This is a genomic window from Enterococcus sp. JM9B, assembly GCF_009933265.1.
Taxonomy (GTDB): domain Bacteria; phylum Bacillota; class Bacilli; order Lactobacillales; family Enterococcaceae; genus Enterococcus_C; species Enterococcus_C songbeiensis.
Map to the genome: position 1 here is coordinate 1 of NZ_MAEK01000013.1, position 23,966 is coordinate 23,966.

Here is a 23,966-nt window from a genome sequence, read left to right on the forward strand (position 1 = left end):
CCAACTTTCAAGTTTTAGTTATAATCTAATAAAGTTTCTATTCGTTGTTACTTTTTATACCGTTTCCTCAGTTCGTAAAAGAGCAGTAAGAACCCAGGTGCTAACTGAATCATTAATCGAGGGATACCCACGCCGTAATCGTAGAGTGTACTTTGAAAATATTCGTGATAATTCGAATTTTCCCCAAACAAAGTGCTTGTCACAATTCCAGTTAAATAAGGGAAAAAAAGTAAGAGTAATATAACAATTGACGATATTATCACTGTTGGGTGAAAAACAGGCTTTCGAAAAATGAAATAGAACGGGAGCCACAGTAATACAGAAACATGAATCGTTGAGAGTAGTAGAATACCTAATAGATAATAAAAGAAATATCCTTTTCGCATCCACGGAATCATCAACAGACTGAGCGCAATGACTAAAACTTGTCGCATAATATTCATTGAATCTAAGTATTCTGTAAAAAAGAAAAGCAAAAGGGAAAAAGAAAGATCAATCGTATACTTTTTGATCAAATAAAAATTAAAGGAAATGATGAGCATAGAGCATATAAAAATCAGTATTTGTGAATTTTTACTGATTAATCGCAAGGCATACATAAAGAAAGTAAATCCATATTCTTTCGAGTATTCCCAGCCAAACTCCGTCAATTCTGCTAAACTTATATCAATTTGATCAAACATCATTCGATAGGCTGGAGTGTCGATAAATCCTATCCGAAATCCTGCAGAGAAAATCAATAGGACTCCTCCGAGACAGAAAAAGATTAATTGCCAGGGAACAACACGGGAAGTATTCTGTTCTAAAGCAAGCACCTGGGTCCTACTTTCAATTTCCATTAAACAAAAGAAACAACCTATGACAATTGATGTAAAAATAATCTGTTCCACTTATTTTACCTATCCCTTCTGCACACTATTATTACAACTTTCATTTTCTCATTTCCTTAGCTGTCGTACTTTTCGGCGAATAACATCGGTCACCCGGTCAAGGTCCTTATCCCCCATTTTTGTATCAGAGGGAAAACACATACCGGTTGCAAAGAGTCCATCACTGACATGTTCCCCATGGTAGCCGTATTTTTTGAAAAAAGGCTGTAAATGCATCGGTTTCCATAAAGGTCGGGATTCAATTTGATGCTCTGCTAATGATTGAATAACAAGTTGCTGATCAATTCCATCAAAAATACCGCAAGTCAGCCAATAATTGCTGTAGGTCCCCTTTGGCTCAGTTAACCAGCCGATTTCAGGAATATCACTAAGCAACTCTTGATATTTTTGATGAATATATCGTTTCTTTTCCACCCGATCTTGTAAAATCCTTAACTGTCCCCTGCCAATCCCAGCTGAAATATTACTCATACGATAGTTATAGCCTAATTCTTTATGCTCATAGTGCAATTCTTGTTCTCTTGATTGAGTGGCCCAAAATTTGGCTTTCTTTGCATAGTCATGATTATTCGTTACCAACATGCCCCCACCAGAAGTCGTAATTATTTTATTGCCGTTAAAAGAATAGATTCCAATTTGGCCAAAGGTTCCAGTCATTTGATTGTGATACGTGCTGCCTAAAGATTCCGCAGCATCTTCTAATAAAGGCACTTGATAACGTTGACAAATTTCTTTAATTTCAACAATTTTTGCAGGAATTCCATATAAATGGACTAAAATAACAGCTTTTACCCGAGGATTTTTACTTAGTGCTTCTTCTAACGCTTTGGGATCCATATTCCAGGTATCTCGTTCGCTATCGACAAAAATAGGTTCTGCATTTTCGTAGCAGATTGGATTACAACTTGCTGCAAATGTGAAGGTGGAACAAATCACCTTATCCCCTGCTCCAACGCCTAACGCCTTTAATCCTAAATGAATCGCTGCTGTTCCTGATGAAACAGCTACCCCATTTGGACTACCGATTTGAGCACAAAGCTCTGCTTCGAACCGATCGATATTTTCTCCAACTGGTGCTATCCAATTTTTATCCAACGCTTCTTTTATATGAAATCTTTCCCACCCTTTTCGACTTAGATGGGGCGATGCAAGTAAAATCGGTTCTGCTCTCATGTATCGTTACCTCCTTCCAACTCCATACTTGAATTTGTTGCAAATTCAATCAACCGTTGTTTCATACGTTCATTATCATCTTCTGTGATAGAGTGCAAAAAACTTCTGATTCGTTCTGTTTTGTAACCGGCAACCTTTCCTAAAAAAATTTTTTCATGAATCTGACGAGTTACTCTTTCCTTTTCTACTAACAGTTCTTCGTACAATTTTTCCCCCGGACGTGCGCCTGTCTCGACAATTGGAATCTCGTTCGTCGTAAATCCGCTCAATTCAATCATTCTTTTAGCTAAATCATGTATTTTTATTGGTTGACCCATATCAAGAATAAAGATTTCTCCCCCTTGCGCCATCGTTCCAGCATGAATCACCAATTGGCTCGCTTCGGGAATCGTCATAAAATAGCGCGTCATCCGAAAATCAGTGACCGTAACAGGGCCACCAATCTTGATTTGTTTTGTAAACAGAGGCACAACACTGCCTCGACTTCCTAAGACATTTCCAAAACGAACGGCACAAAATTTTGTTTTCCCATCCTCGTTCATCCCCATAACCAACATCTCGGCTATTCGTTTTGAAGCGCCCATAATATTCGTAGGATTTACTGCCTTGTCTGTAGAAATCATGACAAATCGCTCAACACCCGCATCTTTTGCTGTCTCTGCAACATTTTTCGTTCCATAAATATTATTTTTTATCGCTTCTTTGGGATTGACCTCCATCAAAGGAACATGCTTGTGAGCTGCCGCATGATAAACAACTTTAGGTTGGTATATTTTCATTACTTCGGCCAACCGTTTTCGATCTTGTATGTCTGCAATAATTGGGACAAGTTCAATTGTCGAATCGATTGCAGTCAATTCATGTTGAATTTGATAAATTGAGTTTTCCCCATGTCCCAATAAAACAAGCTTTTTAGGATGAAAGGCCACTAATTTCCGACAGATTTCCGACCCAATTGATCCTCCAGCACCAGTGACTAAAACTGTAGCTCCTGAAATAAGTTCCGCTGTCGCAGATGTGTCCAGTTGTACCTCACGGCGATGCAATAACTCTTGAATCGGAACCGATCGAAATTTGGTAATAGAGATTTTGCCTTCTGCCAATTCTTCAATTGACGGAATTGTTGATATCGGAACAAGATGCCCAATTTTTTCTACTAATAGTTGATAATCCGCCGAGGCTAAGGATGGTATTGCCAAGACAACTCGGTCAACTGCTTGTTTTTGAATAATAGGGACAAGCTCCTGTGTTGTGCCTATTATCGGAATACCCAACAACTTCCCACCAACTAATGATTGGTCATCATCCACCAAACCACAAAGTTGAAATTTGTGCTTATTTTTGGGATTTGTCAGTTCTCGTAATAGCCATGTCGCCGCAGCTCCCGCACCAATCACTAGGACGCGTGAACTGCCTTCCATAGAAACATCTCTAAATTGATAATGTGCCCAGATTTTTTCTCTAATTAAACGAATGCCACCGATACATAATAATGAAAAACTAACTACCAAAGCTAAACTAATGAAATAACGATTAGCTGAAATGATAACCAAATACCCAGCTTTCACAATTGTCGCTACAAGAACAGAACTTGTTATTTGAAAAATATCTTGAAAAGAGAGATGGTATCCTACTTTTTGAAAAGATTTTTGATAATAGCCCATACTCAAATAACCCAAAATGAATACAAGCAATCCACTAAAAAAATGAAGTGAATCAATGTTTACTAATAAGTTCAAGTACATAAATGTAAAACCATGGGCAATGAGAATGCTAAGGATATCGTAAATAATATTTTTTAAAGTCCTTTCATTAAGCATTTATATCCCTCTTTTCATACAAAATTTTTGATCATTCCAATAATATTAACGGACAACTTTTCTCTATTTTTTTTAAATTCTTCCCACTGTCTCAATTTGAATTTCTTCTGATTGATAACCACAACAATTCCATCCGTTAAAGTTGAAAAAAGCTGACTAACACTTGATTTTTCCAAGGGTGATGTATCCACAAGAATCAAGTCATATCGTTGCTTAAGCTCGTGAAAAACTTTTTGGCTCTCAGGAGATATGAGAAAATCACCCAAAACCTCAGTGCGTGTTCCCATAGGTAAAAAATCAATACTTTTTCCTAAAGTAAGAATAGGGAAATCCAATGAAACCTGGTTGAAAATATTCGTTATTCCGCAATCAAAATCTGCTGCTAGTAGTCTGCTTAAAAAAGAGTTGCTAGAGTTTCCATCAATAATTAATACCCGTTTGCCAATTGCTGTAAAAGAGTTTGCTAAATTAAAGGTAATCGTAGAAGTTCCAGAATTCTCTTCTAGCGATGTAACTGCTAAAAAACTTAACTTGTGTTGTTTAATTTCAAATTCCAAACGATTGCGGATTCCTCGAATTAGATCTGCGACAGAAGAAGGTGTATCCAAATCAGCGACTTTTAAAACTTCATTGTTCTCTCGTTTTGCAAACATTATTTTTCTCCTTCAATGAGATTGAATGGTTCATTTTTTTCGACAATACCGTACTCTCTGATTGTTTTAAATTTGGCATTTGACCTAAATCAGTTAGTTGTAAATAATCAAGATTTTGTTTACTTGTAGATACTTGGTCAAAATACCCATAAATAACGATAAAGCTGAGTGCTAACATAAACCCGCCTAAAGCACCAAAAAGAATGTTCTTGATTGTATTGGGATATACTGGTTTCTCATCCGGTATTGCAGACGTTACTGCAATGACCTCATCGACAGACAATAGTTCTTGCACCTGATTTTTAAAAATATAGAAGACTCTGTTGGCAATAATTGCTGCATCTGCTGCCGATTTACCTTCCGCTACGATTTCAAAAATCTGAGATTCCTTTGCTTGTTTGATACTAATCTGAGAGCGAAGATTTGTTTCCGAGTAGTTGAATTCTGTTTTTAAAGTAAGCTGATCGGTTAATTCAGTAATAACCAGTGAACTTTTCAATAACTCGCTATAAGTCGGTATCTGCATCAAATTTGTAGAGATTTCATTACTAATATTGCGATCATCTGCTTGACTGATAGGTACAATAACCTGAACGGATGACTGATACACCTTGGGAATAAAATTGCCCGTAACCCAACTTGCCCCCACTCCTCCAATAATCATAAAGCCGCATATCAACCAAAACCATCTTGTTCCCTGCTTCATCCAACTGTATAAATCAATCTTTTCCATTTCCCACCTCCAGTTTCTGTCTTTAGATTAATGTTATTTTATTTCTGTTTTTTAATCAAACTCAAACCCAAATAATAATTTAATTAAATTTGAGAATTAATTATTTTATTCTCAAAAAAACCGTATACATCGGCATTATTATTATTATTTTTGGGAAATTTAAGAAAAAATCTCAATTATCTACTGATAACCTTTCTATAAATGAGAATTTTCTCTTAAATTATTTGTTTTATTTTGAAAGATACTTTAGAATGAAGCTAACAAAGTAACAGATCTGAGGAGGAACGATATGATTGTTCAACTATTATTGGATGACACCGCAAAAGATAAGCTTCATCTGTTTACTTGCATGGAAAAAAAAGAAACCACCTTCTTCGCTAATTCTTTGTTAGCGGATTGCGACTTCTCTTATACCAAAATTCAGTCTTTACTCGATACCATTAACCAAGACATGCTGACTCTTTACAACCGGTCACTATTTTCAGAATCCGGAAAAATTATTTTTGATTCACAGCTTTTTGATTCCGGTAGCTATCGAACCTATTTATTGAATAAAAGTATTGCCTACCAGTTTCTATTGAACATTTTAATCAACCCGGAAGATCAACTAGTAGATTTTTGTGAGTCACATTACCTTAGTCGTGCAACCATTCATCGAAAAATGCGTATGGTAAAAGAATACCTTTCTTCGCAAAACGTTAATTTAAATCTTACAGGGATGACCCTTAGTGGATCAGAATCCTTTATTCGTACCTTTTACTTTCATCTCTCCTGATTAGCTACCTCTGGAAATGATATTCTGGAATTAGAATATATTCAGGCTTCTTTTGCAAAATTTGAAGACTGGCAGGAAACTTGGGATATAAAACTCTGTCAGATACAAATTCATCTGTTGTTAGCAATCTCACAGCTACGTCTAGAACAAGGTTACACAGTAGAAACCACTGATTTTTCTGATTATTACTTCCCACAAGTCCATCCAACAATCCAGAGTTTTTTTGACCACTTCGCCCTTAAGGAGAACACTCAAGCAGAAATTTCTTTTTTTTACTTTCAGCTCCTCTATTTGCCGTTATATCTCACGAAAGACGATCCCAGAATTTCCATCGTCGAAAAAAATTTGCACCAGCTGAATCTCGTAGATACTCTTCCAGGTTACCTCCAAACGTACATTGAAACAGTGCTAGATAAGACTTTGGGGCAAGAAGCAACTTATTTACTCAATCTGAATTTCAACAACTTATTCGCTCGATTAAACTTGCGAAAAAAATCACCAACCTTCTCATTTTTTCAGAATCACACAAGCTCTCTTTTGGTAAGTGACAAGTTTTATCACAAAATTAATAGAAAATTTCTTAAACTCCTAAACCGGATGGCTAAGCAAGAAGAATTCCTTTGGCTGAAAAGTTGTTTACCTGAACTAGCAGATCACTGCACTCTGTTGATTTTGCCCTATGTAAAACGAGAAAATAAGGCAGATTATGTATCCATCGGTATTCAAAACGATCCAAACCATTTCTTAATCCAAGAAATCATCGACTTTTGCACCAAATTTCCTTTTGTGAAGTATGAATTATTTAGTGACTACAATCAAAATAAATATGATTTAATAATCAGCAATACAACGCCCAGTATACAAATTTTCACCTCCAAGACGCCCTTTTTCTCCTTGCAACACGGTGCGTTTTCTTACGGAAAGCTTTTAGAGTTATTTGAGAAAACACTCCAAGCAAAACAGTAAATTATTCTTTCTGTACGACAAAAAGGCAAGATAGGTCTCATCACGAGTCTATCTTGCCCTTTTGCTTAGACTTTACTATCTTGCTTCCTTACCTCGGACTAATTCCGAGTGAAATTCGTCCAAATCGACTGATACGAGTCACTTTCCACGCTGGTGACCACACAGTTTCAACAGTGACTTTTTCGATTCCATCAATTTCAGTTAATGCAGCCCCAATTTCACTCGGAACGGTCGCCATACAGCCACAGCCCATCGAAGTGTAGGTAAGAACTACATGACAATGCCCATTTTCCTCCAAATTGATTTCATAAACCAACCCTAAATTATAAATGTCCAACCCGATTTCCGGATCATATATGGTTTGAAGTTTCTCGATTAGCTGCTCACTCACCGTGGCTGCCAGATCATTCACTTGGATGTCATCTCTCATACTTTTGCCTCTTTTCCAACTACCAAAAATAGTTTATGTGTATTTTTTCATAAAGCAGGCCTTTTTTCAAGGGGAATTATGAACTTTTTTTCATTTAAATCTAGAAAATTTCAAGCGTTGTGTTAAAATACAATTAGAATAAATAGATTTATTATTCAAGAGACAACAACTGGTTTGAAAGGAGTGTTCCAAAATGACTGACAATCAGCCAAAGAAAGATATTAGAATTAGAAGCAAAATTTATGATAGTATGGTTAAATCTCCTAACCGTGCATTGTTGCGGGCAACAGGTATGGGGGACGAAGAATTCAAGCAGCCGATTATTGGCGTAATCAGCACTTGGGCCGAAAATACTCCTTGTAATATTCACTTGGAAGACTTAGGAAAAATCGCTAAAAAAGGCATTAAGACAGCAGGCGGTTGGCCCGTTCAATTTGGCACTATCACCGTTTCAGACGGTATCGCCATGGGAACCCCCGGCATGCGCTTTTCTTTACCTTCACGGGATATCATTGCTGATTCAGTCGAAGCTGCCATCAGCGGACACAATTGTGATGCCTTTGTTGCAATTGGCGGCTGTGACAAAAATATGCCCGGCTGTATGATTGCTATCGCTAATACTGATATTCCTTCGATTTTTGTTTACGGTGGAACTATTGCACCGGGGAAATTAGATGGAAAAGACATTGATTTGGTTTCTGTTTTCGAAGCAATCGGGAAATGGAACCATAACGATATGACCGAAGAAGAAGTGCGGAAAATTGAATGCAATGCCTGTCCTGGTCCTGGAGGATGCGGCGGAATGTACACTGCCAACACGATGGCATCCGCCATTGAAGCAATGGGCATGAGCTTACCCGGGTCCTCTTCGCACCCAGCCACTACCGAAGCAAAACTGCGGGATGTTGAAGAAGCTGGAGAAGCCGTGATGGAGCTGTTGAAAAAAGGCATCTATCCAAAAGACATCATGACCCGTAAAGCCTTTGAAAATGCAATCACCGTAGTTATGGCTCTAGGAGGTTCTACCAATGCGATCCTCCATTTGATGGCGATGGCCCATGCTGCAAATGTAGAATTGACTTTGGATGATTTCAACGATTTCCAAGAAAAAGTACCACATTTGGCAGATTTGAAACCAAGCGGACAATACGTTTTCCAAGATTTGTACGAAGTCGGCGGCGTTCCTGCTGTTATGAAATACCTTTATGAGAATGGCTACCTCCACGGAGATTGCTTGACCGTAACTGGTAAAACTTTGGCTGAAAACTTAGCCGATGTTCCTTCATTGAAAGAAGGACAAAAAGTCATTATGCCGCTAGAAAATCCAAAACGAAAAGATGGTCCATTGATTATTTTGCACGGAAATTTAGCTCCAGAAGGCGCAGTTGCCAAGGTTTCCGGTGTGAAGGTTCGCCGTCATGAAGGTCCGGCAAAAGTCTTTAATACAGAAGACGAAGCCATTAATGCGGTATTGACGGATGAAATTGTCGATGGTGACGTGGTGGTCGTTCGTTACGTAGGTCCTAAAGGTGGTCCCGGCATGCCGGAAATGCTCTCTCTATCCAGCATGATTGTTGGGAAAGGGCAAGGTGAAACGGTTGCGCTATTGACAGATGGACGTTTCTCAGGAGGAACCTATGGACTGGTGGTAGGACATATTGCTCCAGAAGCCCAAGATGGCGGACCGATTGCGTTGCTGCAAACCGGCGACTTAGTAGTCGTCGATCAAGACACCAAAGAGATCACGATGAAGGTTTCCGAAGCTGAACTTGCCAAACGCCAAGCAGCTCTCGTGATTCCACCGCTACATTCCCGCGGTGTTCTTGGAAAATATGCTCATATTGTTTCCAGTTCATCTAAAGGTGCCATCACTGATTTCTGGGAAAAAGAATAATTTACTCTCCTAAAATAGTTTCCTTTTTCAATGGCACTTCCAGTATACTAAGTGTAAGGTTTTTATTCGCTGCGATCGAATAACCTTGCACTTTTTTTAAAAGGAGAAAAAGACAATGATCAAAAATCTGCTGAAAAACTATAACTTTCTTCTTGGTATCGGCCTTTTGCCTCTTTCCTACTTAGAATTGATCTCAGACGGTTTGTCCCGTTGGTTTGGTGTTCTCTTTTTCGTTGCCTGCCTCCTTCACCTCGGTATCGGATTCTACGTCGTACGCACACAAGAAAAATAATCAGCCACGCTGCAACGATGCGACGTGGCTGATTGTTTTTATCTTGTCGAATGAAACAGGCGCTTTCCAACTATATCAAATACATTTGCCAAGGAAATTGTCACTAAGGCTGCAACAATCATTTCAACTAATCCATTTGACGTAATAACCGCACCAATCATGGCTAAAACAGCGGTTAGTGATTGATAGCCTAAGTCGTGGCCAAAAATCAAGCCCATGAGTCCAAGAACCAGGACTGTGTTGGTCAATGAACCAATCAAGCCAGCGATCCCATAGCTGATGTTATGGGAGATATTTTTTCTGCTAAATAGTGCAAGGACCAAAGCGGGTGTGACACCTACCAAAATACGTGGCAAGATCGCCACAACGATCGCTAATAAATTTCCCTGCTCACTTCCCGGAGCCGGCACAAAAGGCGAGAAAACAAAACTTGTCGGACTAATAACAATCGTTGCCCGATAAAGACTTAGTAAGCCGAAAGCCAATCCAAGAAAAGCCCCTCTTTTGTATCCTAAAAGAATGGAACCAACAATGACCGGAATGTGCATGGTAGTGATCGCAAACGGACCGATCTGCAAAAAGCCTAATGGTGTGGCATACAATAAAAACTGAATGGCAAGTAGAATTGAGGTATACACTAATTTTTTCGTTCGAAGATTATTTTTCACGATTTTTCTCTCCCATTTTTGACAACTGCCTGCTTATTCAGCTTCCCAAGTCGCTAGTCGAGCAACAAATTATCTGCGCTTAGCTAAATTCTCCGATTCATGTATAATAGAATAGATGATTCATTATAATTGCTTAAAAAATCGGACTCGATAATGGCAGTTATCCTTCTTTCACTATTAATGACACCAACGTCATTAAAGTGATTATATACTAAAGTGACACGGGTGTCATTATTTTTTTGAAAGAGGTGAGCAATTTGGCTAGCATTTCCAATGAAACGCGGAAAAAAATGAAGCGCGAAGCAATTTTAGAAGGTGCTCGTGCCGTTTTCAGCAGAAAAGGGCTGATTGATGTGACCATGAAGGACATCATTGACGAATGTGGAATCAGTCGCGGCGGCATTTATCTGTACTTTGATTCGGTCGATACGATTTTCACCTCGGTGCTCAAGGAACGTAACACTCGAAAATTTGACGGCATCCGATCAGCAATCAAAGAAAATCAACCTTTTGAAAAATTGCTGGATGATTATTTTGCCGAACACAAAGATCGCTTGTTAAATCATGTCGGAAACAGTTTGCTGCGGGCAACCTATGAATATTATTATACCCACAGCTCTGAAAAAGATCATGCTTTCCAACAAGCACAAATCAACTCTAGCCAACAAACAATCTATGAAATTCTAAAACTGGGTGTTGAGCAAGGAATTCTGGAAAATCAAAAATTAGAGGAATTGGCTGAAACCTTCATGCTTCTTATCGAAGGATTGGGTGTCCTGGCAATTACCGGAACGATTACCGAAAAACGCATCGATGATCAAATCGAGATGATGCAATTTATGCTACCGAGGAGAAAGTAATTTTTACTTGTTTTATTAATTACGAGTTCTTAATTTCCATGTCTAGTCAAAAAAGCACAATGTCTGTGAGAAGGGGAGTTTTACCTCCATCTCTTACACTGTGCTTTTTGTTTTGCCTCGCTTAAAATTTTGCCATTTGTATCCGCTAAATCTTATTTTTTCGGTTGATAGAATAGAGGAATACTTACCATTTCTCATAAATCACTATGGCACTTCCGCCAATAATAATCATTAAACCAGCGAGCGTCCCTAGCCATAAGCGATCTGTCGAACCGGTTAGAGGTAAAGTTGGTTTGAAACTATTAATTAAGGTGATCGTAGTAGTGTCACTTGACAGTATAAACGATTTGTCATCTGATTTGGTATAACTGGCTAACTCTGTAATCTGCTTAACAATATAAGCACCAGCCGGTTGTGGAGCAAATTTGGCAGTACCGTTAGAATCTGTTTCAGCGGTAGCTAGTGCTGTGCTATCACCTGCTTTATAAAGCGCAACCTTAACATGAGGTACCTTCAATTCGGTTCCCGTTTGGTCTTTGAGCTCTACATCAATGATATAGTCAGTAGCAGTCAAAACATAAGTGTCAGGTACTCCACTAGTAGAATATCTATAAATTCTCTCAGAGCCTGCGGGTGCACTAATTGAACCAGTCCCGACGTTTTGCCATTTCAGTTCACTCGTTGCAGTAGAATTAGGCAAAATTAGATTTTTATCTACAGGTGCGGTTAAACTGGATGTAGTAAACTTCGAGCCAAAAGTAATTTGTCGCAATGCTTTCATATCAGTCAAAGCATTTGCCATAGTAGTAACCTTACTAGTGTCCATGTTACTAAAATCTAATTTGGTAATGGATGCTGCTCCCCTAAAAGAAGCATTCATACTAGTAAGAACCGGTGTCTTCCACTTGCTTACATCAAATTCTGTTAGTGCAGATGCACCGCGGACCATCTCTTGCATGTTTACTAGGCTACTTGTGTCCCAATTTGAAACATCTAGCATTTGGAGATTCGTAGCATTATTAAACATGCTCTGCAATGTGATAACTTTGCTTGTATCCCATTTAGAAACATCTAATGTTTTTAGACTTGTCGCACCACTGAACATCTCTTGCATCTTCGAAACTTTACTCGTGTTCCAATCTGAAACTTCTAGTGATTGAAGACTTGTTGCACCGATAAACATATAAATCATGTTGCCAACACTTTCTGTATTCCAATTATTGGTTCCAACGATTGTAGTTAAGTTTTTAGCTCCATTGAACATAGAAGCAAATGAAGTTACCAATCCTAATCCCCAGTTCGTTGCATCTAATATTTTGATTCCAGAATTCGCAAACATTGACGAGGCCGATTTTGCCGCAGTTAGCTTCCATCCGCCGGTATCAGACATTTCTGTTAAACTAGAAGTATTTTGGAACATACCGGTAACATCGGTAACAGCAGCAAAGTTCAATTTATCTGCACCAGAAATTTTTGTAATGTTGTCTAGTTGAGCAAATAAGTAGATTGAAGCAGCGTTCAATGTAATTGCACCGTCAACACTAATAGAAGTAAATGTAAATTCATTTTTATACTGATACCAAGGTGAAAGACTATCCGTTGGTGAACTAGTGGTATTATTAGGAAAGGCACTCCAATTGACCACACCAGTTGTACCCGATCCTAGATGCAAAACACCATCCGTGCTGATGTACCATTTCACTGTCCCAAAAATCCCTTTTTTTAAAACCTCCGTTTTCGCCACTGTGTCGACTGTCGTATTAGTAACGGTATCTTGAAACGGTTCTGCTGTATATACATACTTCTCTAAACCTGCGTCCCCATAAGTCCCAGTATTATGCGCACTATCCACATCGGCTCCCTTTGTCCAAAAACCTACCGTAGTAGCCGCAGATTTTGCCATAATTTTTGCTGAATACCCTTCAGGAATCAGCGGCGTAATCGCCTTTTTAATTTCATCAGCCTGTTCACTTAGTGTGGTCGATAAATCAATCGTAATTGTTTGGTTATCTACCGTTACTGTGGTTCCTGTAACATCACCAAATGCCGCAATACGATTAAGCAAATCTGTTTGAAGTTGCACAAGATTAATCGTGTCTTCGTTAGATTCTGAGGTTTCTGAAGACTCAACTCCACTTGCAGTTGTTGCTTGAATCGAATCAGTGGTGCTGGTCATTATACTACTGTCAGTTGCAGATTCTGAAGTTTCTTCTGGTTCACTGCTTGCTGTTGTCTGTGAGGTTTCAGTGGATGACTCCGCTTGGGTCTTCTCTGTCGTCGCCATAGTGGACTGCGTCGTTTCAGCAATAACGGGGTAAATTGGAACAAACAATTGGGTACTTAGCACACTGATGACAACCAATTTCAGCAAGCGATGACTTCCATTTTTAGAAAGACCCTTCTTTGTTTGCAATAAAATCTTGGAGAAGCAATGAGTCAAAAATGATTTATTCATATTTTCTCCTCCCAACGTTTACGAATTAAAACAGTTCCGCCGATAACAGTGCTTAGAAAAATACTTGTACCAAGTAACGCCTTTGTTAAAGAAATCTTCCAAACATCACCACTTGTTTGCATAATTGTTGTGGTATTCTTTTGACCAGTAGTTTCGTGATTTGATCCTGAAACATTATTTTCTATCAGTCCAGACTTAGGTTCATAAGTAAAATCATCGGTGACCTTTCCTGTTGCATCGGTATAAGGCAATTGAAAAACAATTGGATCAGCAGGTTTGTTGTTACCACTGCCGGCTAATTCCTCCAGTAGGTAATAACCTTCCACCAAGGTTGCTGTATCAGCATACATCGCTTGTCCATTCGTATCAGTAATCAATTCGATGGAAAAAGCTTGTTCCTTAGAAGCAATCGTGTAAGTCGCAGAATCGGTCGGCACAATTTTTTCACCGTTGATAGGTAAAATACGGGTCAGTCGATAATGTGCATTTGCTACAGGTTTTGTTGCTTGCGACACGGTGGAAGAACTTGCAGTTTCACGCTTCACTATGGTAACTGACGGACTGTTCATCCCATTCGCAGCATAGGCCATTTGTCCTAGCATAAGCCCAACAATGCTGATAATCAGCATACTAAACAATCGTATGTACTTCATGCAAAATCCTTCCTTTCTTGTCACAGCATTTAGTAATTTATTTTTCTCAGTGATTACGTTTTCAATCAGATGTTGTGAAATAGCCTTGTCAGATGATTCGTTTATTCATCCTCTTCCTCGTTTCCATGTTCTAATTTTTTTATTTGCGTTCCTGCTTATTCCTAAAGTGACGATAAATTAGCCAGAAAAGAAGGAGTACTAGGAATAGCAGCAATACTGCGATTCGGATCGTGTCTAGCGTCCAAACGGTTCGATGAGCGGTTTGGACCTCTTTTGCAGCTTTTATAGGAACTCGTTTGCCATAAACAATCAAACGATGACTATTGATAAATAATGGTGTACAAGTCATTAGCGCTACGATGTCTTTATTATCCTGAATGTAAAAGGCTTCTATCGCGGCTTTATCATTAGGATCCACAGTTTTTTGATCGTACACTTCATACGCTAAATTTTGACCAAACGTATTCAAATAAAAGACATCACCTTTTTTCAAGTAGCGAATATTATCAAATAAAATCTGATTGGCTAATCCCGAGTGTCCGGTAATGCCGCTAAGTGTATTTTTTCCTCCAATGGGCAATGTCGTCCAAGGTAAGGTTCCAATCCCTTGGTTTAACGTCCATTCAGAATCACCAAAATAAATCAGCATGTTGGTTAGGTTGATACTGGGAATATTGATATAACCGATGGGCTTTTTTAAATCTTTTTGAATGTCAGTAATGTTGACTTCTTCCGAGGCTTTTCCTTTTTGCTGGTGATAGATCATCTCGTTGTATTTTTTGATTAACTCGAGTGTAGTATTCTTTTCTTCAGGTATTTTCTCTTCATAAGTCGTAACTACGCTTTTACGGTGATTCTGAGTGACCAGATCATAAAAAATCGGTACTATAAGTAAAAGAACGCCAAGAAAGATGACACTCCCAAAGATCGTATAGACCTTTCGTCGTCCCTTCTGCGTTTTTTCTATCTTTTTTCTTACCACAAAAGTTGATCACCTCTTTTTTCTCTGGTGCATTTCGATTGTTCAATAACTCACTAATTCAATTAATTAGGTAGCAAAACTAGACCTATTTACATTGTTTCCTTCTATAATTGAATTATACCTTCTTTTTCTGTAAGTAAAACGTCAACTTTTGACGTGTTAAGGATAATTTTTGACTTTCTCCTATTTCCCGTTATTTTTCGTCACTAAACAAAAAAACTATCGCTTATTTTGATTAATAGCTCAAAATAAATGATAGTTTTTTTCAATAGGATAGAAATTTTTTTCAAGTTAATCAGTAAAATCGGCAAAAGTAAATGAATTTAATTGAAAAAATGACCTTCACTGATAGTTTTTTCATCCCATTGCCATTTGATTTAAATAAAAACATACTCTTTATTTTAATCGTTGTCTTCGTTTCATCCTCCGAACCTCTCTCATTCGCTGTTTTTCCATCACTTCCAGCAAGTACTGTCCGCATCGCCCCAGTACACTTGCTTCACAAAAATTATCCACAACATGAAGTTCATTGATAGCATACGGCAAACGATCGATATCTTCTTGCAGGAGCTTTGTCTGTAAAGTTCGCGCCAGAGCCAAGTGTTCCTGTCCTTGTTTAATGTGCTGAATCATTTTCTCCAAATTCTTTTGCCGTAAGCTTTCGATTCCTTTGCGAAATTCCTCACTGGCATCATCGGAAACATAACTAATTTGAAATGCTAATGCTTTGATTTTTTCTGTCGACATCCTTTTCCTCAATTCATCCTTTTTTGTGGTGCAAAAGAGATATGTAAAATAGAGCATACTCTGTTAAATTTCTCTTTCTAATGTTTTTTGCATCGCCGCAAAAAATTTCCCCCAGTGAATGACCGTGGTGAGATACTCCTTTGCCTCAATGACCATAGCAATAGGAGTTACCTTTTCTTTTTCTAGATAGAATAAGCTCATTTCTAAGTTGCAGGCGACATTCAAGCAGACTTGCCCTTTTTTAAGTAAGCGCAACGCATTACCGAACTCTGCTCGTTTAAATTTATCTGAGCCTTGTGAAAAATAATCCATCGCCATTTCTGCATGGCTGATAATTAAAGTTGCGTACATTTTTTCTTCTTGTAACGGCATTTTCTTCCTCCAGATTTTCTATTTTCACTAATCCAAGAGTAAGTACGCACGATTTTGGAAAATCATAGAAAACTATTTTCTTTTTAAATCGTAATTCTAACCACTTCTTCTGCTTTACTTTCCTCATGTCCCCCTTTCTAATAAGAAATACGCAGAATATCTATAGTTTACTTTTTTTATTTGAGAAAATAAAAAAATCCCGACAAAACTCAATTTGAGCTTCGTTGAGACTTTTCTTCATCTATTTTTTGTTGAGACCTTTTATTTCAGTTCACTTTTTACTAAATCAATTAGCCTTAGATTTTCATCATTTTTTGTTATTCGGTTATATTCAATTAAGGCTGCGATAAGTGTTTCTTGAGTAAAAACACTGCGAATGAAGGTACTTGATTTAATTTTTGCGGTCGACTTTTTTTCATGCTCGGCTAAAAATATTGAGGGCTTCTTTTTTTGTTTTTTATATCGATCTTGTAATCTTTTATGAATAATCATTAGCATCTCTATTTCCGGAGCAGTCACCACATAGTGTATTTCCCCTATTTTTTCATCATATGGTTTCTTTACTTTAAATTTTGTAGCATCATCTTGAATCAATAAGATAATTAATGGCTTTTCAAAAGTCATTGTTAGAAAGTCTTTTGTAAATGTTTCGCCTTTGCGATACTTATTACCCAAAGGTTCTTCTGTAAGTAAATTCTCTCTTGAAAAAACCAGCATTTCGTTATCCAACATAAAATCTACATATGTTTTCTCACTATTCCCTTCACAGATAACCACTAGCTTACAATCATCAAAATTAAGCTCCTCACTTTTCACTCGAATCACCTTCTGTCAATTCAAGTAAATTTTTATAGACTTTCCAATATTTTTCATAAGAAGGAGCTGTACCAAAAATACCACTTAGTATTAAATCGCTATTTTTGACATCTGTTCTATTTTTTTTCTCCGCTTCTGATAATTCTGCTAAATTGTCTATTTGAATTTTTCGCTCTTTTTTTCTTAGTATTTTTACAGTTTCTTTTCTTTCAATTTTATCTAATAATTCACTATAATGAGTGGAAAAAACCAATGTTGCGCCATTCTTATTTGCCTTACTTTGAAAGAAGGAAAGAATATTTTCAACAATTGTCTTATTAAAGTGGATCTCCAGTTCATCTACTAATAAGTAGCCGCCATTCTTTAGGATGGCTTTAATGTAAGAAAAAATACTCAATCCTTTAATTGTTCCAGAGGACAAATAATCCCTTAAATTTAGAAGCGTTCCTCTTATAGGCTCACTATTATAGAATTTCAAACTAAAATACGCCTGTTTCTCTTCTATATTAAATTCTATTTCCAAGTGTTCAATACTATCGTCTAAATATTGAATAATACTTGCATCATACTTTGAAAAAGCATAAATAAAATTCATATCTGTAGAAGAAAACGTATCTAAAACATAGTTTCGAGGAACATCTAATCCATCTACCTGCGCAAAAGAAGGCAAAACAGAATCCTCCTCCTTAAGAAAAGCTCCACTCTTAGAGGATAGCAGCTCACTTCGAACCAATTCTTCGGAAAAATCAGAATGATCTAGGAACATCTTATTCGTCACTTGACTATTGACTACTTTTGAATATACTTCTTCCTCTTTAAAATTTAAAACTTGACCACTAACTGTTGCCTCTTTAGTAATACTTGCCTTTAAATAATAAATTTTTTTCTTACTTATAAAATGGGCTTTGATTGTAACTTCCTTATTTAAAAGCGCTGCAATCCGTTTATCAAAATTTAATCCCTCACCCATAATAAATACCATCATGATAAAATTGATTAGGTAAAGTGATGAAGTTTTACCACTTGCATTGATTCCAGCAAGTGCAACAACATTATTTCTGTAATTATTTCCCATTAATTTGCTGACGACATGATTCTCTTTTTCTTCCTCAAAAACCCTACTCTCATTTCTGAAATTGATATAAAATTTTTCATCTTTGAAGATATGAACTCCGTCTATCTCAATATCAATAATTGAAATGCTCATCCCTCTCTACCTCCTCATCTCAAGTATTATTTTAAACGAATTATTCGATTAAATCTATAAAAAAGTACCAACTATACGAATATTTTATTATTTCATAATTGAAAAGTTTCAATAAAACTCAAATTTGAGATTTATTGAAATTTCTTATTTCAATTCACTTTTTATCAAATTTTTTCACTGATTTTTTATATTCTTCTGAAAAACAGCCTTAACCTTAAGCAATAATTCATCTAGAAGCAGTTCGTCTGCTGCTTCCAAAAATTGGCAATTTCTGGCTTCGTAATCAATCGTTGTTAGTTGATCCAGCATTACTTTATCTTTCGTTTTCATGTTGTTCGCTTCATTTATTTTAATATATAGTGGATAATTTCTATTAGTTGTACGAATAGGTGCTACAATGACTACATTAGAATTATTCGCAATCACATCATTACTTAAAACAATATATGGTCTTTTTCCTGTTTGTTCATGACCAGCTCTCGGAGCCGTATTTAACAACAGAATGTCTCCTTGTCGAGGTCTTCTTACCATTTCTCATTCCCTACAGCTTCCCCTAAATCTTGCAGCTCTGTATGGAACGGTTCGCTGTGAAAATCTTTAAACAATTCTTCAATTGTGAATTCTGAAGGGATCACTTGTTCTAAAATAACTCTTTTTCTTCCATTGATTACTTCTGTTTCAATTATAATCTCATCATCCGTTTCCATGCCTAAGAAATTCATAATGTGTTTGGATAGGCGGATTCCATTGCTGTTTCCCCATTTTTTTACCGGCAACGTTTCCATACCAAAGACTCCTTTCGATTGTATATACCATAGCGTGCCATCTTCACTTTTCTTACGCTCCTGAGTGATAGGGAACACAACAACATTCCTATAATGGTGAAGTTTCTCACTGGACGACTTGTGAAAATTTTTGTCTCTCATCTAACAACTGGTCAACTGTATCTCTTCGTTGTATCGTCGCAATCATATATTGACTCATCACACTACAGGCCAATGCAGAGTCTAAATCCCACATCGCAGAAATTTCGAGTAGGGTCCTCAGCTCATCTCCCTTCCTCCCCTCAATCAAACCCAGTTTCTTTCGCAAAAAACATGCTTGATCTAGATACCTTTGTCCACTTTCGATGAATTCAATTGCCACCTCAAATTTCCGCTGTGAAAATTGCCTTGCTCCTGTAAAAAACTGTCTGCGCGCATTCTTTGCAATATAGCTTATTTCATATGCAATCTTCTCAAGTTGATCTTCTACCGTTTCTTTCATTCTCTTTTTTCAGCTTCTTTCTTAAGTTATTTTCTCTCTATTTTTTTCTTCCTGAAATTAAATACGCAAAAAACTTGGAAATTTTCAAAAAAAATGAAATAGTCTAAAAAAATATCAAAATATTTTCATATCATCCGTACTCGCAAAAGAAAACAGACCTGATCCACTCTATACTTGTAAAGTTAATCAAACCTGTCCACCAGTTACTCTCCATCAATGATTCGATTTTTTGGTATTGCTGTGCTTATCTGATTTCATAATCTTTTTCTATCTTTTTAATCAATTTTCTTAATTATTGTCACTTCCAGAATAACATCCTCTTTTCGACTTGTTGAGCGAGTGAAAATAAAATCAGCCCGATTATAGAAAGTAAAATAACAGAACTCAAAATAATATTTATATCATACATTTCATTTCCATAAACTAGTAAATACCCAAGTCCAGATTTAGCTCCCATCATCTCGCCAATTACAGCACCAGTCATGGCTTGTGTCACTGCGATTTTTACTCCAGACATTATCGAAGTTAATATAAATGGAAATTCCAATGTCTTAAACTGTTGCCCTTTTGTAGCACCGAATACTTTCAAAAGATCAAGATAAGCACTATTCATCTCCTTTAGCATCATTTGAACGTTCACAAGTATAGGAAATGATACCACTAGTATAACCAATGCTACTTTAGAACTGATTCCCAATCCGAACCACAAGATAAATAAAGGAGCCAAAGAGATTTTAGGTGCTACCTGTACTATTACCAATATAGGCATAAACAACCGATTGATGATTTTCAGTTTTCCTAAAAGATATCCAAGAATTCCACCAACCAAAATGCCAAGAATGGTTCCCACAATTATTTCCAATACAGTTGTTCCCACATTGGCCAATAAATCACCAGTAATTAGATACTCATAGAAGTATTTTGCCAAATTTATAGGCATGGGAAGAATCGCTTCAGATATCTTCAATACTATGACTGCTAATTGCCAAATTAATAGGATAACTATTCCCAAGAAAGTAGGATAAAGTATCTTTTTCATAATTATTTCTTCTCCTCACAGAAATTAACAATCAGTTTCTCTGCAGAATACGATTCTTCAATCAATCCGTATTCGTCTAAGATTCGAATGTAGCTATTATATTTTTCTAAATCTGAATAACCAAATCCATATTTAGCAGTATTATCGCTCTGCCATAAATGGGAAATAAATTCGTTTTTTATGACCTTCATAACTAGGTCTTCGCTTTGTTTAGCAGCTGGAGTAAAATCATTGATTGCAGTATTAACGCTCTCTAACAATCCATCCTGATAAATCAGAAAGTTCAGTGACCTATCTATTACCCTGTTCATTGACTGACAAATAGCTCTATTTTCTTTAAGAAATTTCTCAGAAGTAATCAGAACATTGCCAGATATAGGTATATAATCATTTAAGCGAAATTCTAAAACATCTATACCCTGTTCTTTCAAATCATATTTTCGAAGCATCGAAAAACAGATGCCATCTACCTGATCAGTGACAAGAGCATTTACTATTGCCCCCGTTCCAATAATTTTAATGTGTACATCGTCAACCGTCATTCCATATTGTTTCAAAATCATTTGAAGTTGAATAAAGTTAGGACTGCCAAAACTAGTAATTGCGATAGTTTTTCCTTTTAAATCTTTTGGTGATCTAATTTCTGCACGTTTTTTAAACATAATGGCTCCTAGACCTTGTTGATAAGTGGAGTGAATTATCTTTACAGGCACTTCATTTCCTCTCCCAATAATTACTGGGTCAGAATTGGGAAATCCAAATTGCACATTATTCATTGCAACATTTTTTATGATCTCAACAGCTGATGAATAATAGAATTCTACATCCAATCCTTCTTCAGCAAACCAGCCCTTTGATTTAGCTATATAAAGTGGAACATAATATGGTGTAGCGGAACCATCTAGTTGAATAGATATTTTTGTCAGTTTTCCAGAATCACTATCTACCGTTTTATTTTGCAATGCACATGAAGAAGATAAGGCAACTATTATAATCATGATTAAAAGGACTGATTTTCTCATATTTAAGCCGGCTCCTTCCAAGACAACAATCTATTTTGTATCCAATCTATGGCTCCATAAAAGAGTAGTCCCACAATGACTGTGAGAATAATTGTAGTCATTAGTAGTGGTGTATTAAATGTTGCCGTTGCAAAAGTTTGTAAATATCCTAAACCACTTTGACCCGACATCCATTCTGCAACGATGGCTCCGATTAATGCCTGTACAATACCAACTTTAGCAGAGGCAAAAAGAGTAGGTAAGGCATAAATCAGCTCTATCTTGAACAATCTCTGTTTTCTTGTTGCATCCAACAATGATAAATAATCAGAAATATCTCTTGGTACAGCATTCAATCCATCCATCATTCCAGCAACTATTGGAAAGAAAGCCATGGAGAAGACGAGGATGATTTTGGAGAGATAACCTAGACCAAACCAAATGATGAAAAGCGGAACAAGCGCAATTTTGGGTGCTGCTTGGAAGAAAATTAGAAAAGGCAATACACTAATTCTGATTGTTTCATTTTTATGAATAAAATACCCAATCAGCATTCCTATGACTATTGCAATCAAAAATCCCAGCAATGTTTCAATACCGGTAATTGCAAGATGATACCAAATCTCTTTTAATAGTATTTGGTTGAAAAATTCTTCAACAACCACGGAAGGTGTCGGTAGCAAGAAACGAGGGATTTCTGCTTTCACAATGTACAAATGCCAAATTGCGCAAAAGAAAAAAATAGATATGACGAAATCCAAAGTACGATTGCGCTTATTCATTGTTCTAACACCTCTCTCAAATAGCTAATGAATCTATTAAACTTCTCTGAAGATCGTATACTCAAATCTCGATTGGTATCTAAATCAATCGAAACAATCTCTTTTATTGTTCCCGGACGAGAACTCAATACAACAACTTTCGTAGACAGGAAAACAGCTTCTTCAATATCATGTGTAACGAATAAAATCGTTTTATTTGATTGATGCCATATTTTTCGCAACTCAATATTTAAACTATCCCTTGTCATCGCATCTAATGCTCCAAAAGGCTCATCCATCATCAATACATCTGGATTATATGAGAGTGATCTCGCTATGGAGACACGTTGCTTCATACCTCCAGATAATTCTTTTGGGAGAGCATTTCTAAACGTATCTAGACCAACTAAATCAATTAACGCCTCTACATTATCAAGATATATCTCGGTCATTTGCTGCTTTATTTCGAGAGGAAAAATAATATTTTGATAGACAGTTTTCCAAGGAAGCAACGCAGAATCTTGAAATACAAATCCTTTATTATTCCCTATAAAGTTCATCTTACCTTCTTGAAAATTTTCCAATCCAGAGATGATTCGCAAGAGTGTAGATTTCCCACAGCCACTTGGTCCAATAAACGAAACAAACTCTCCCTTCTCTATTATCAAATTGATATTATCTAAAGCAATCACTTTTTGAGCAGCACTAGTAAAATAGCTTTTTTTTAAGTCAGAGATAGTAATCATTGCTTCTCCCATTCATCTTATCCTTTCAAATTTAATGCCCCTGATAGTACAATTTCTGCAGCTTTTCTATGAAGCTTTTTATACTTTTCTTCATCTGTCCATTTATCTTTTTTTCTACTTATATGAACAACTAGACTATTTGCTACGGGAACATTGTAAATATTACCCAAAATGTATAGGGCTGCAGTTTCCATCTCACAATTCTTAATTCCTCGATTAACCCAATAATCCATATATCCTTGATTAATCGGAAGTGAATCAGTTATCGCAGGCCCTCTTCCTTGACCGTTGTAATACGTTTCCGATGTTAGTCCTATACCCACGTGGACATTCATATTTTCATTTTTCATTTTCTGATATATTTTCGTAAGTAGTAACGGATCAGCACTAGCTGGATAATTCTCTGAAACATATGCACTCATTATCCCAGTGCTTCTTGCCATGCTCGTATTTAGTATAATATCCCCTGGCTCAATTCCCTCGGCCCATGCACCACACCCGCCACATCTAATAATCATTTTCGAACCATTTTCAATCAATTCTGTGACCGCAATTTCGGTCGAACCAATACCAATACCTGTTGAGCAAATTGAGACTTTATGATTATGCCACTCCCCGATAACAACAATGAATTCCCTTGTATCCACCACTTTTTCACATTTCACCCAACTCTCAGAAATCAGTTTAACTCTATTTGGATCACCTACGATAAGTGTAACTTCTCCTAGCATTCCTTTTTTTAATCCTTTTAAGTGTATACTCATATG

The 23,966-nt window shown here is 36.9% G+C and carries 27 protein-coding genes; 5 read left to right on the forward strand and 22 right to left on the reverse strand.

The window, feature by feature from the left end; translation table 11 throughout:
* Positions 1 to 47: 47 nt before the first annotated feature.
* From BAU16_RS03915 to BAU16_RS03935, 5 genes are all read right to left on the reverse strand, one after another.
* Positions 48 to 839: an EpsG family protein gene (locus BAU16_RS03915; RefSeq protein ID WP_272927841.1), complete on the reverse strand. Its 792-nt coding sequence runs from the start codon at positions 837 to 839 to the stop codon at positions 48 to 50.
* 99 nt (positions 840 to 938) lie between these two features.
* Entirely contained in the window at positions 939 to 2,063 is a 1,125-nt protein-coding gene (locus tag BAU16_RS03920) for a DegT/DnrJ/EryC1/StrS family aminotransferase (protein ID WP_161526491.1), read from the reverse strand.
* The gene (locus BAU16_RS03925; RefSeq protein WP_161526492.1) at positions 2,060 to 3,883 is read right to left on the reverse strand and encodes a polysaccharide biosynthesis protein; all 1,824 of its coding nucleotides are present in this window, start codon (positions 3,881 to 3,883) and stop codon (positions 2,060 to 2,062) included. The genes BAU16_RS03920 and BAU16_RS03925 overlap by 4 nt, the downstream gene beginning before the upstream one ends.
* Positions 3,884 to 3,897: 14 nt before the next feature.
* Complete coding sequence (locus BAU16_RS03930) at positions 3,898 to 4,536, reverse strand: AAA family ATPase (RefSeq protein WP_161526493.1); 639 nt, start codon at positions 4,534 to 4,536, stop codon at positions 3,898 to 3,900.
* A complete protein-coding gene (locus tag BAU16_RS03935) occupies positions 4,511 to 5,269 on the reverse strand; it encodes a YveK family protein (RefSeq protein ID WP_161526494.1) in 759 nt (252 codons plus the stop codon). The genes BAU16_RS03930 and BAU16_RS03935 overlap by 26 nt, the downstream gene beginning before the upstream one ends.
* A 289-nt stretch (positions 5,270 to 5,558) precedes the next feature.
* Here BAU16_RS03935 and BAU16_RS03940 point away from each other — a divergent pair, with 289 nt between their 5' ends.
* On the forward strand, positions 5,559 to 6,044 hold the full coding sequence (locus BAU16_RS03940; RefSeq protein ID WP_161526495.1) for a helix-turn-helix domain-containing protein: 486 nt from the start codon (positions 5,559 to 5,561) through the stop codon (positions 6,042 to 6,044).
* A gap of 117 nt (positions 6,045 to 6,161) precedes the next feature.
* Positions 6,162 to 7,010 (forward strand): hypothetical protein, encoded by an 849-nt coding sequence (locus tag BAU16_RS03945; protein ID WP_161526496.1) that lies wholly within the window; start codon positions 6,162 to 6,164, stop codon positions 7,008 to 7,010.
* Positions 7,011 to 7,098: 88 nt separating this feature from the next.
* On the opposite strand, the gene BAU16_RS03950 is transcribed toward BAU16_RS03945, so the two are convergent.
* On the reverse strand, positions 7,099 to 7,440 hold the full coding sequence (locus BAU16_RS03950; RefSeq protein ID WP_048604237.1) for a metal-sulfur cluster assembly factor: 342 nt from the start codon (positions 7,438 to 7,440) through the stop codon (positions 7,099 to 7,101).
* Between the two features lie 193 nt (positions 7,441 to 7,633).
* On the opposite strand from BAU16_RS03950, the gene ilvD reads away from it, so the two are divergent.
* Both ilvD and BAU16_RS03960 read left to right on the forward strand, forming a co-directional pair.
* The gene (ilvD, locus tag BAU16_RS03955) at positions 7,634 to 9,334 is read left to right on the forward strand and encodes a dihydroxy-acid dehydratase (RefSeq protein ID WP_137604662.1); all 1,701 of its coding nucleotides are present in this window, start codon (positions 7,634 to 7,636) and stop codon (positions 9,332 to 9,334) included.
* Between the two features lie 115 nt (positions 9,335 to 9,449).
* Positions 9,450 to 9,626 (forward strand): hypothetical protein, encoded by a 177-nt coding sequence (locus BAU16_RS03960; RefSeq protein ID WP_156171207.1) that lies wholly within the window; start codon positions 9,450 to 9,452, stop codon positions 9,624 to 9,626.
* 38 nt (positions 9,627 to 9,664) lie between these two features.
* Here BAU16_RS03960 and BAU16_RS03965 read toward each other — a convergent pair whose 3' ends face one another.
* Positions 9,665 to 10,294 carry an ECF transporter S component gene (locus tag BAU16_RS03965; RefSeq protein WP_237579205.1) on the reverse strand — a complete coding sequence of 210 codons (630 nt, stop codon included), beginning with the start codon at positions 10,292 to 10,294 and terminating at the stop codon, positions 9,665 to 9,667.
* Positions 10,295 to 10,584: 290 nt separating this feature from the next.
* On the opposite strand from BAU16_RS03965, the gene BAU16_RS03970 reads away from it, so the two are divergent.
* Positions 10,585 to 11,154, forward strand: coding sequence for a TetR/AcrR family transcriptional regulator (locus BAU16_RS03970; RefSeq protein ID WP_171000757.1), 570 nt, complete (start codon positions 10,585 to 10,587; stop codon positions 11,152 to 11,154).
* Between the two features lie 184 nt (positions 11,155 to 11,338).
* Here BAU16_RS03970 and BAU16_RS03975 read toward each other — a convergent pair whose 3' ends face one another.
* The 15 genes from BAU16_RS03975 to BAU16_RS04045 all read right to left on the reverse strand — a co-directional run bounded on the left by BAU16_RS03975 (position 11,339) and on the right by BAU16_RS04045 (position 23,963).
* The gene (locus tag BAU16_RS03975; protein WP_161526497.1) at positions 11,339 to 13,525 is read right to left on the reverse strand and encodes a BspA family leucine-rich repeat surface protein; all 2,187 of its coding nucleotides are present in this window, start codon (positions 13,523 to 13,525) and stop codon (positions 11,339 to 11,341) included.
* 80 nt (positions 13,526 to 13,605) lie between these two features.
* Positions 13,606 to 14,262, reverse strand: a complete 657-nt coding sequence (locus BAU16_RS03980) for a hypothetical protein (RefSeq protein ID WP_161526498.1) — start codon at positions 14,260 to 14,262, stop codon at positions 13,606 to 13,608.
* 139 nt (positions 14,263 to 14,401) lie between these two features.
* Positions 14,402 to 15,244 (reverse strand): class C sortase, encoded by an 843-nt coding sequence (locus tag BAU16_RS03985; protein WP_161526499.1) that lies wholly within the window; start codon positions 15,242 to 15,244, stop codon positions 14,402 to 14,404.
* A gap of 396 nt (positions 15,245 to 15,640) precedes the next feature.
* A complete protein-coding gene (locus BAU16_RS03990) occupies positions 15,641 to 15,991 on the reverse strand; it encodes a PTS lactose/cellobiose transporter subunit IIA (protein WP_161526500.1) in 351 nt (116 codons plus the stop codon).
* Positions 15,992 to 16,054: 63 nt separating this feature from the next.
* Positions 16,055 to 16,363: a hypothetical protein gene (locus BAU16_RS03995; RefSeq protein ID WP_161526501.1), complete on the reverse strand. Its 309-nt coding sequence runs from the start codon at positions 16,361 to 16,363 to the stop codon at positions 16,055 to 16,057.
* 261 nt (positions 16,364 to 16,624) lie between these two features.
* Entirely contained in the window at positions 16,625 to 17,179 is a 555-nt protein-coding gene (locus BAU16_RS04000; protein WP_161526502.1) for a hypothetical protein, read from the reverse strand.
* A complete protein-coding gene (locus tag BAU16_RS04005; protein ID WP_161526503.1) occupies positions 17,169 to 18,386 on the reverse strand; it encodes an AAA family ATPase in 1,218 nt (405 codons plus the stop codon). The genes BAU16_RS04000 and BAU16_RS04005 overlap by 11 nt, the downstream gene beginning before the upstream one ends.
* 174 nt (positions 18,387 to 18,560) lie before the next feature.
* Complete coding sequence (locus BAU16_RS04010; protein WP_161526504.1) at positions 18,561 to 18,917, reverse strand: type II toxin-antitoxin system PemK/MazF family toxin; 357 nt, start codon at positions 18,915 to 18,917, stop codon at positions 18,561 to 18,563.
* A complete protein-coding gene (locus BAU16_RS04015) occupies positions 18,911 to 19,171 on the reverse strand; it encodes an AbrB/MazE/SpoVT family DNA-binding domain-containing protein (RefSeq protein ID WP_161526505.1) in 261 nt (86 codons plus the stop codon). The genes BAU16_RS04010 and BAU16_RS04015 overlap by 7 nt, the downstream gene beginning before the upstream one ends.
* Before the next feature lie 106 nt (positions 19,172 to 19,277).
* Positions 19,278 to 19,652: a hypothetical protein gene (locus tag BAU16_RS04020; RefSeq protein WP_161526506.1), complete on the reverse strand. Its 375-nt coding sequence runs from the start codon at positions 19,650 to 19,652 to the stop codon at positions 19,278 to 19,280.
* Between the two features lie 298 nt (positions 19,653 to 19,950).
* Positions 19,951 to 20,691: an ABC transporter permease gene (locus BAU16_RS04025; protein ID WP_161526507.1), complete on the reverse strand. Its 741-nt coding sequence runs from the start codon at positions 20,689 to 20,691 to the stop codon at positions 19,951 to 19,953.
* 2 nt (positions 20,692 to 20,693) lie between these two features.
* The gene (locus BAU16_RS04030; protein WP_161526508.1) at positions 20,694 to 21,713 is read right to left on the reverse strand and encodes an ABC transporter substrate-binding protein; all 1,020 of its coding nucleotides are present in this window, start codon (positions 21,711 to 21,713) and stop codon (positions 20,694 to 20,696) included.
* A 2-nt stretch (positions 21,714 to 21,715) separates the two neighbouring features.
* Positions 21,716 to 22,474, reverse strand: coding sequence for an ABC transporter permease (locus tag BAU16_RS04035; protein ID WP_161526509.1), 759 nt, complete (start codon positions 22,472 to 22,474; stop codon positions 21,716 to 21,718).
* Positions 22,471 to 23,211 carry an ABC transporter ATP-binding protein gene (locus tag BAU16_RS04040; RefSeq protein ID WP_161526510.1) on the reverse strand — a complete coding sequence of 247 codons (741 nt, stop codon included), beginning with the start codon at positions 23,209 to 23,211 and terminating at the stop codon, positions 22,471 to 22,473. Before BAU16_RS04040 ends, BAU16_RS04035 begins: the two co-directional genes overlap by 4 nt.
* Before the next feature lie 5 nt (positions 23,212 to 23,216).
* On the reverse strand, positions 23,217 to 23,963 hold the full coding sequence (locus BAU16_RS04045) for a nucleoside phosphorylase (RefSeq protein ID WP_161526511.1): 747 nt from the start codon (positions 23,961 to 23,963) through the stop codon (positions 23,217 to 23,219).
* Between the last annotated feature and the right edge of the window lie 3 nt (positions 23,964 to 23,966).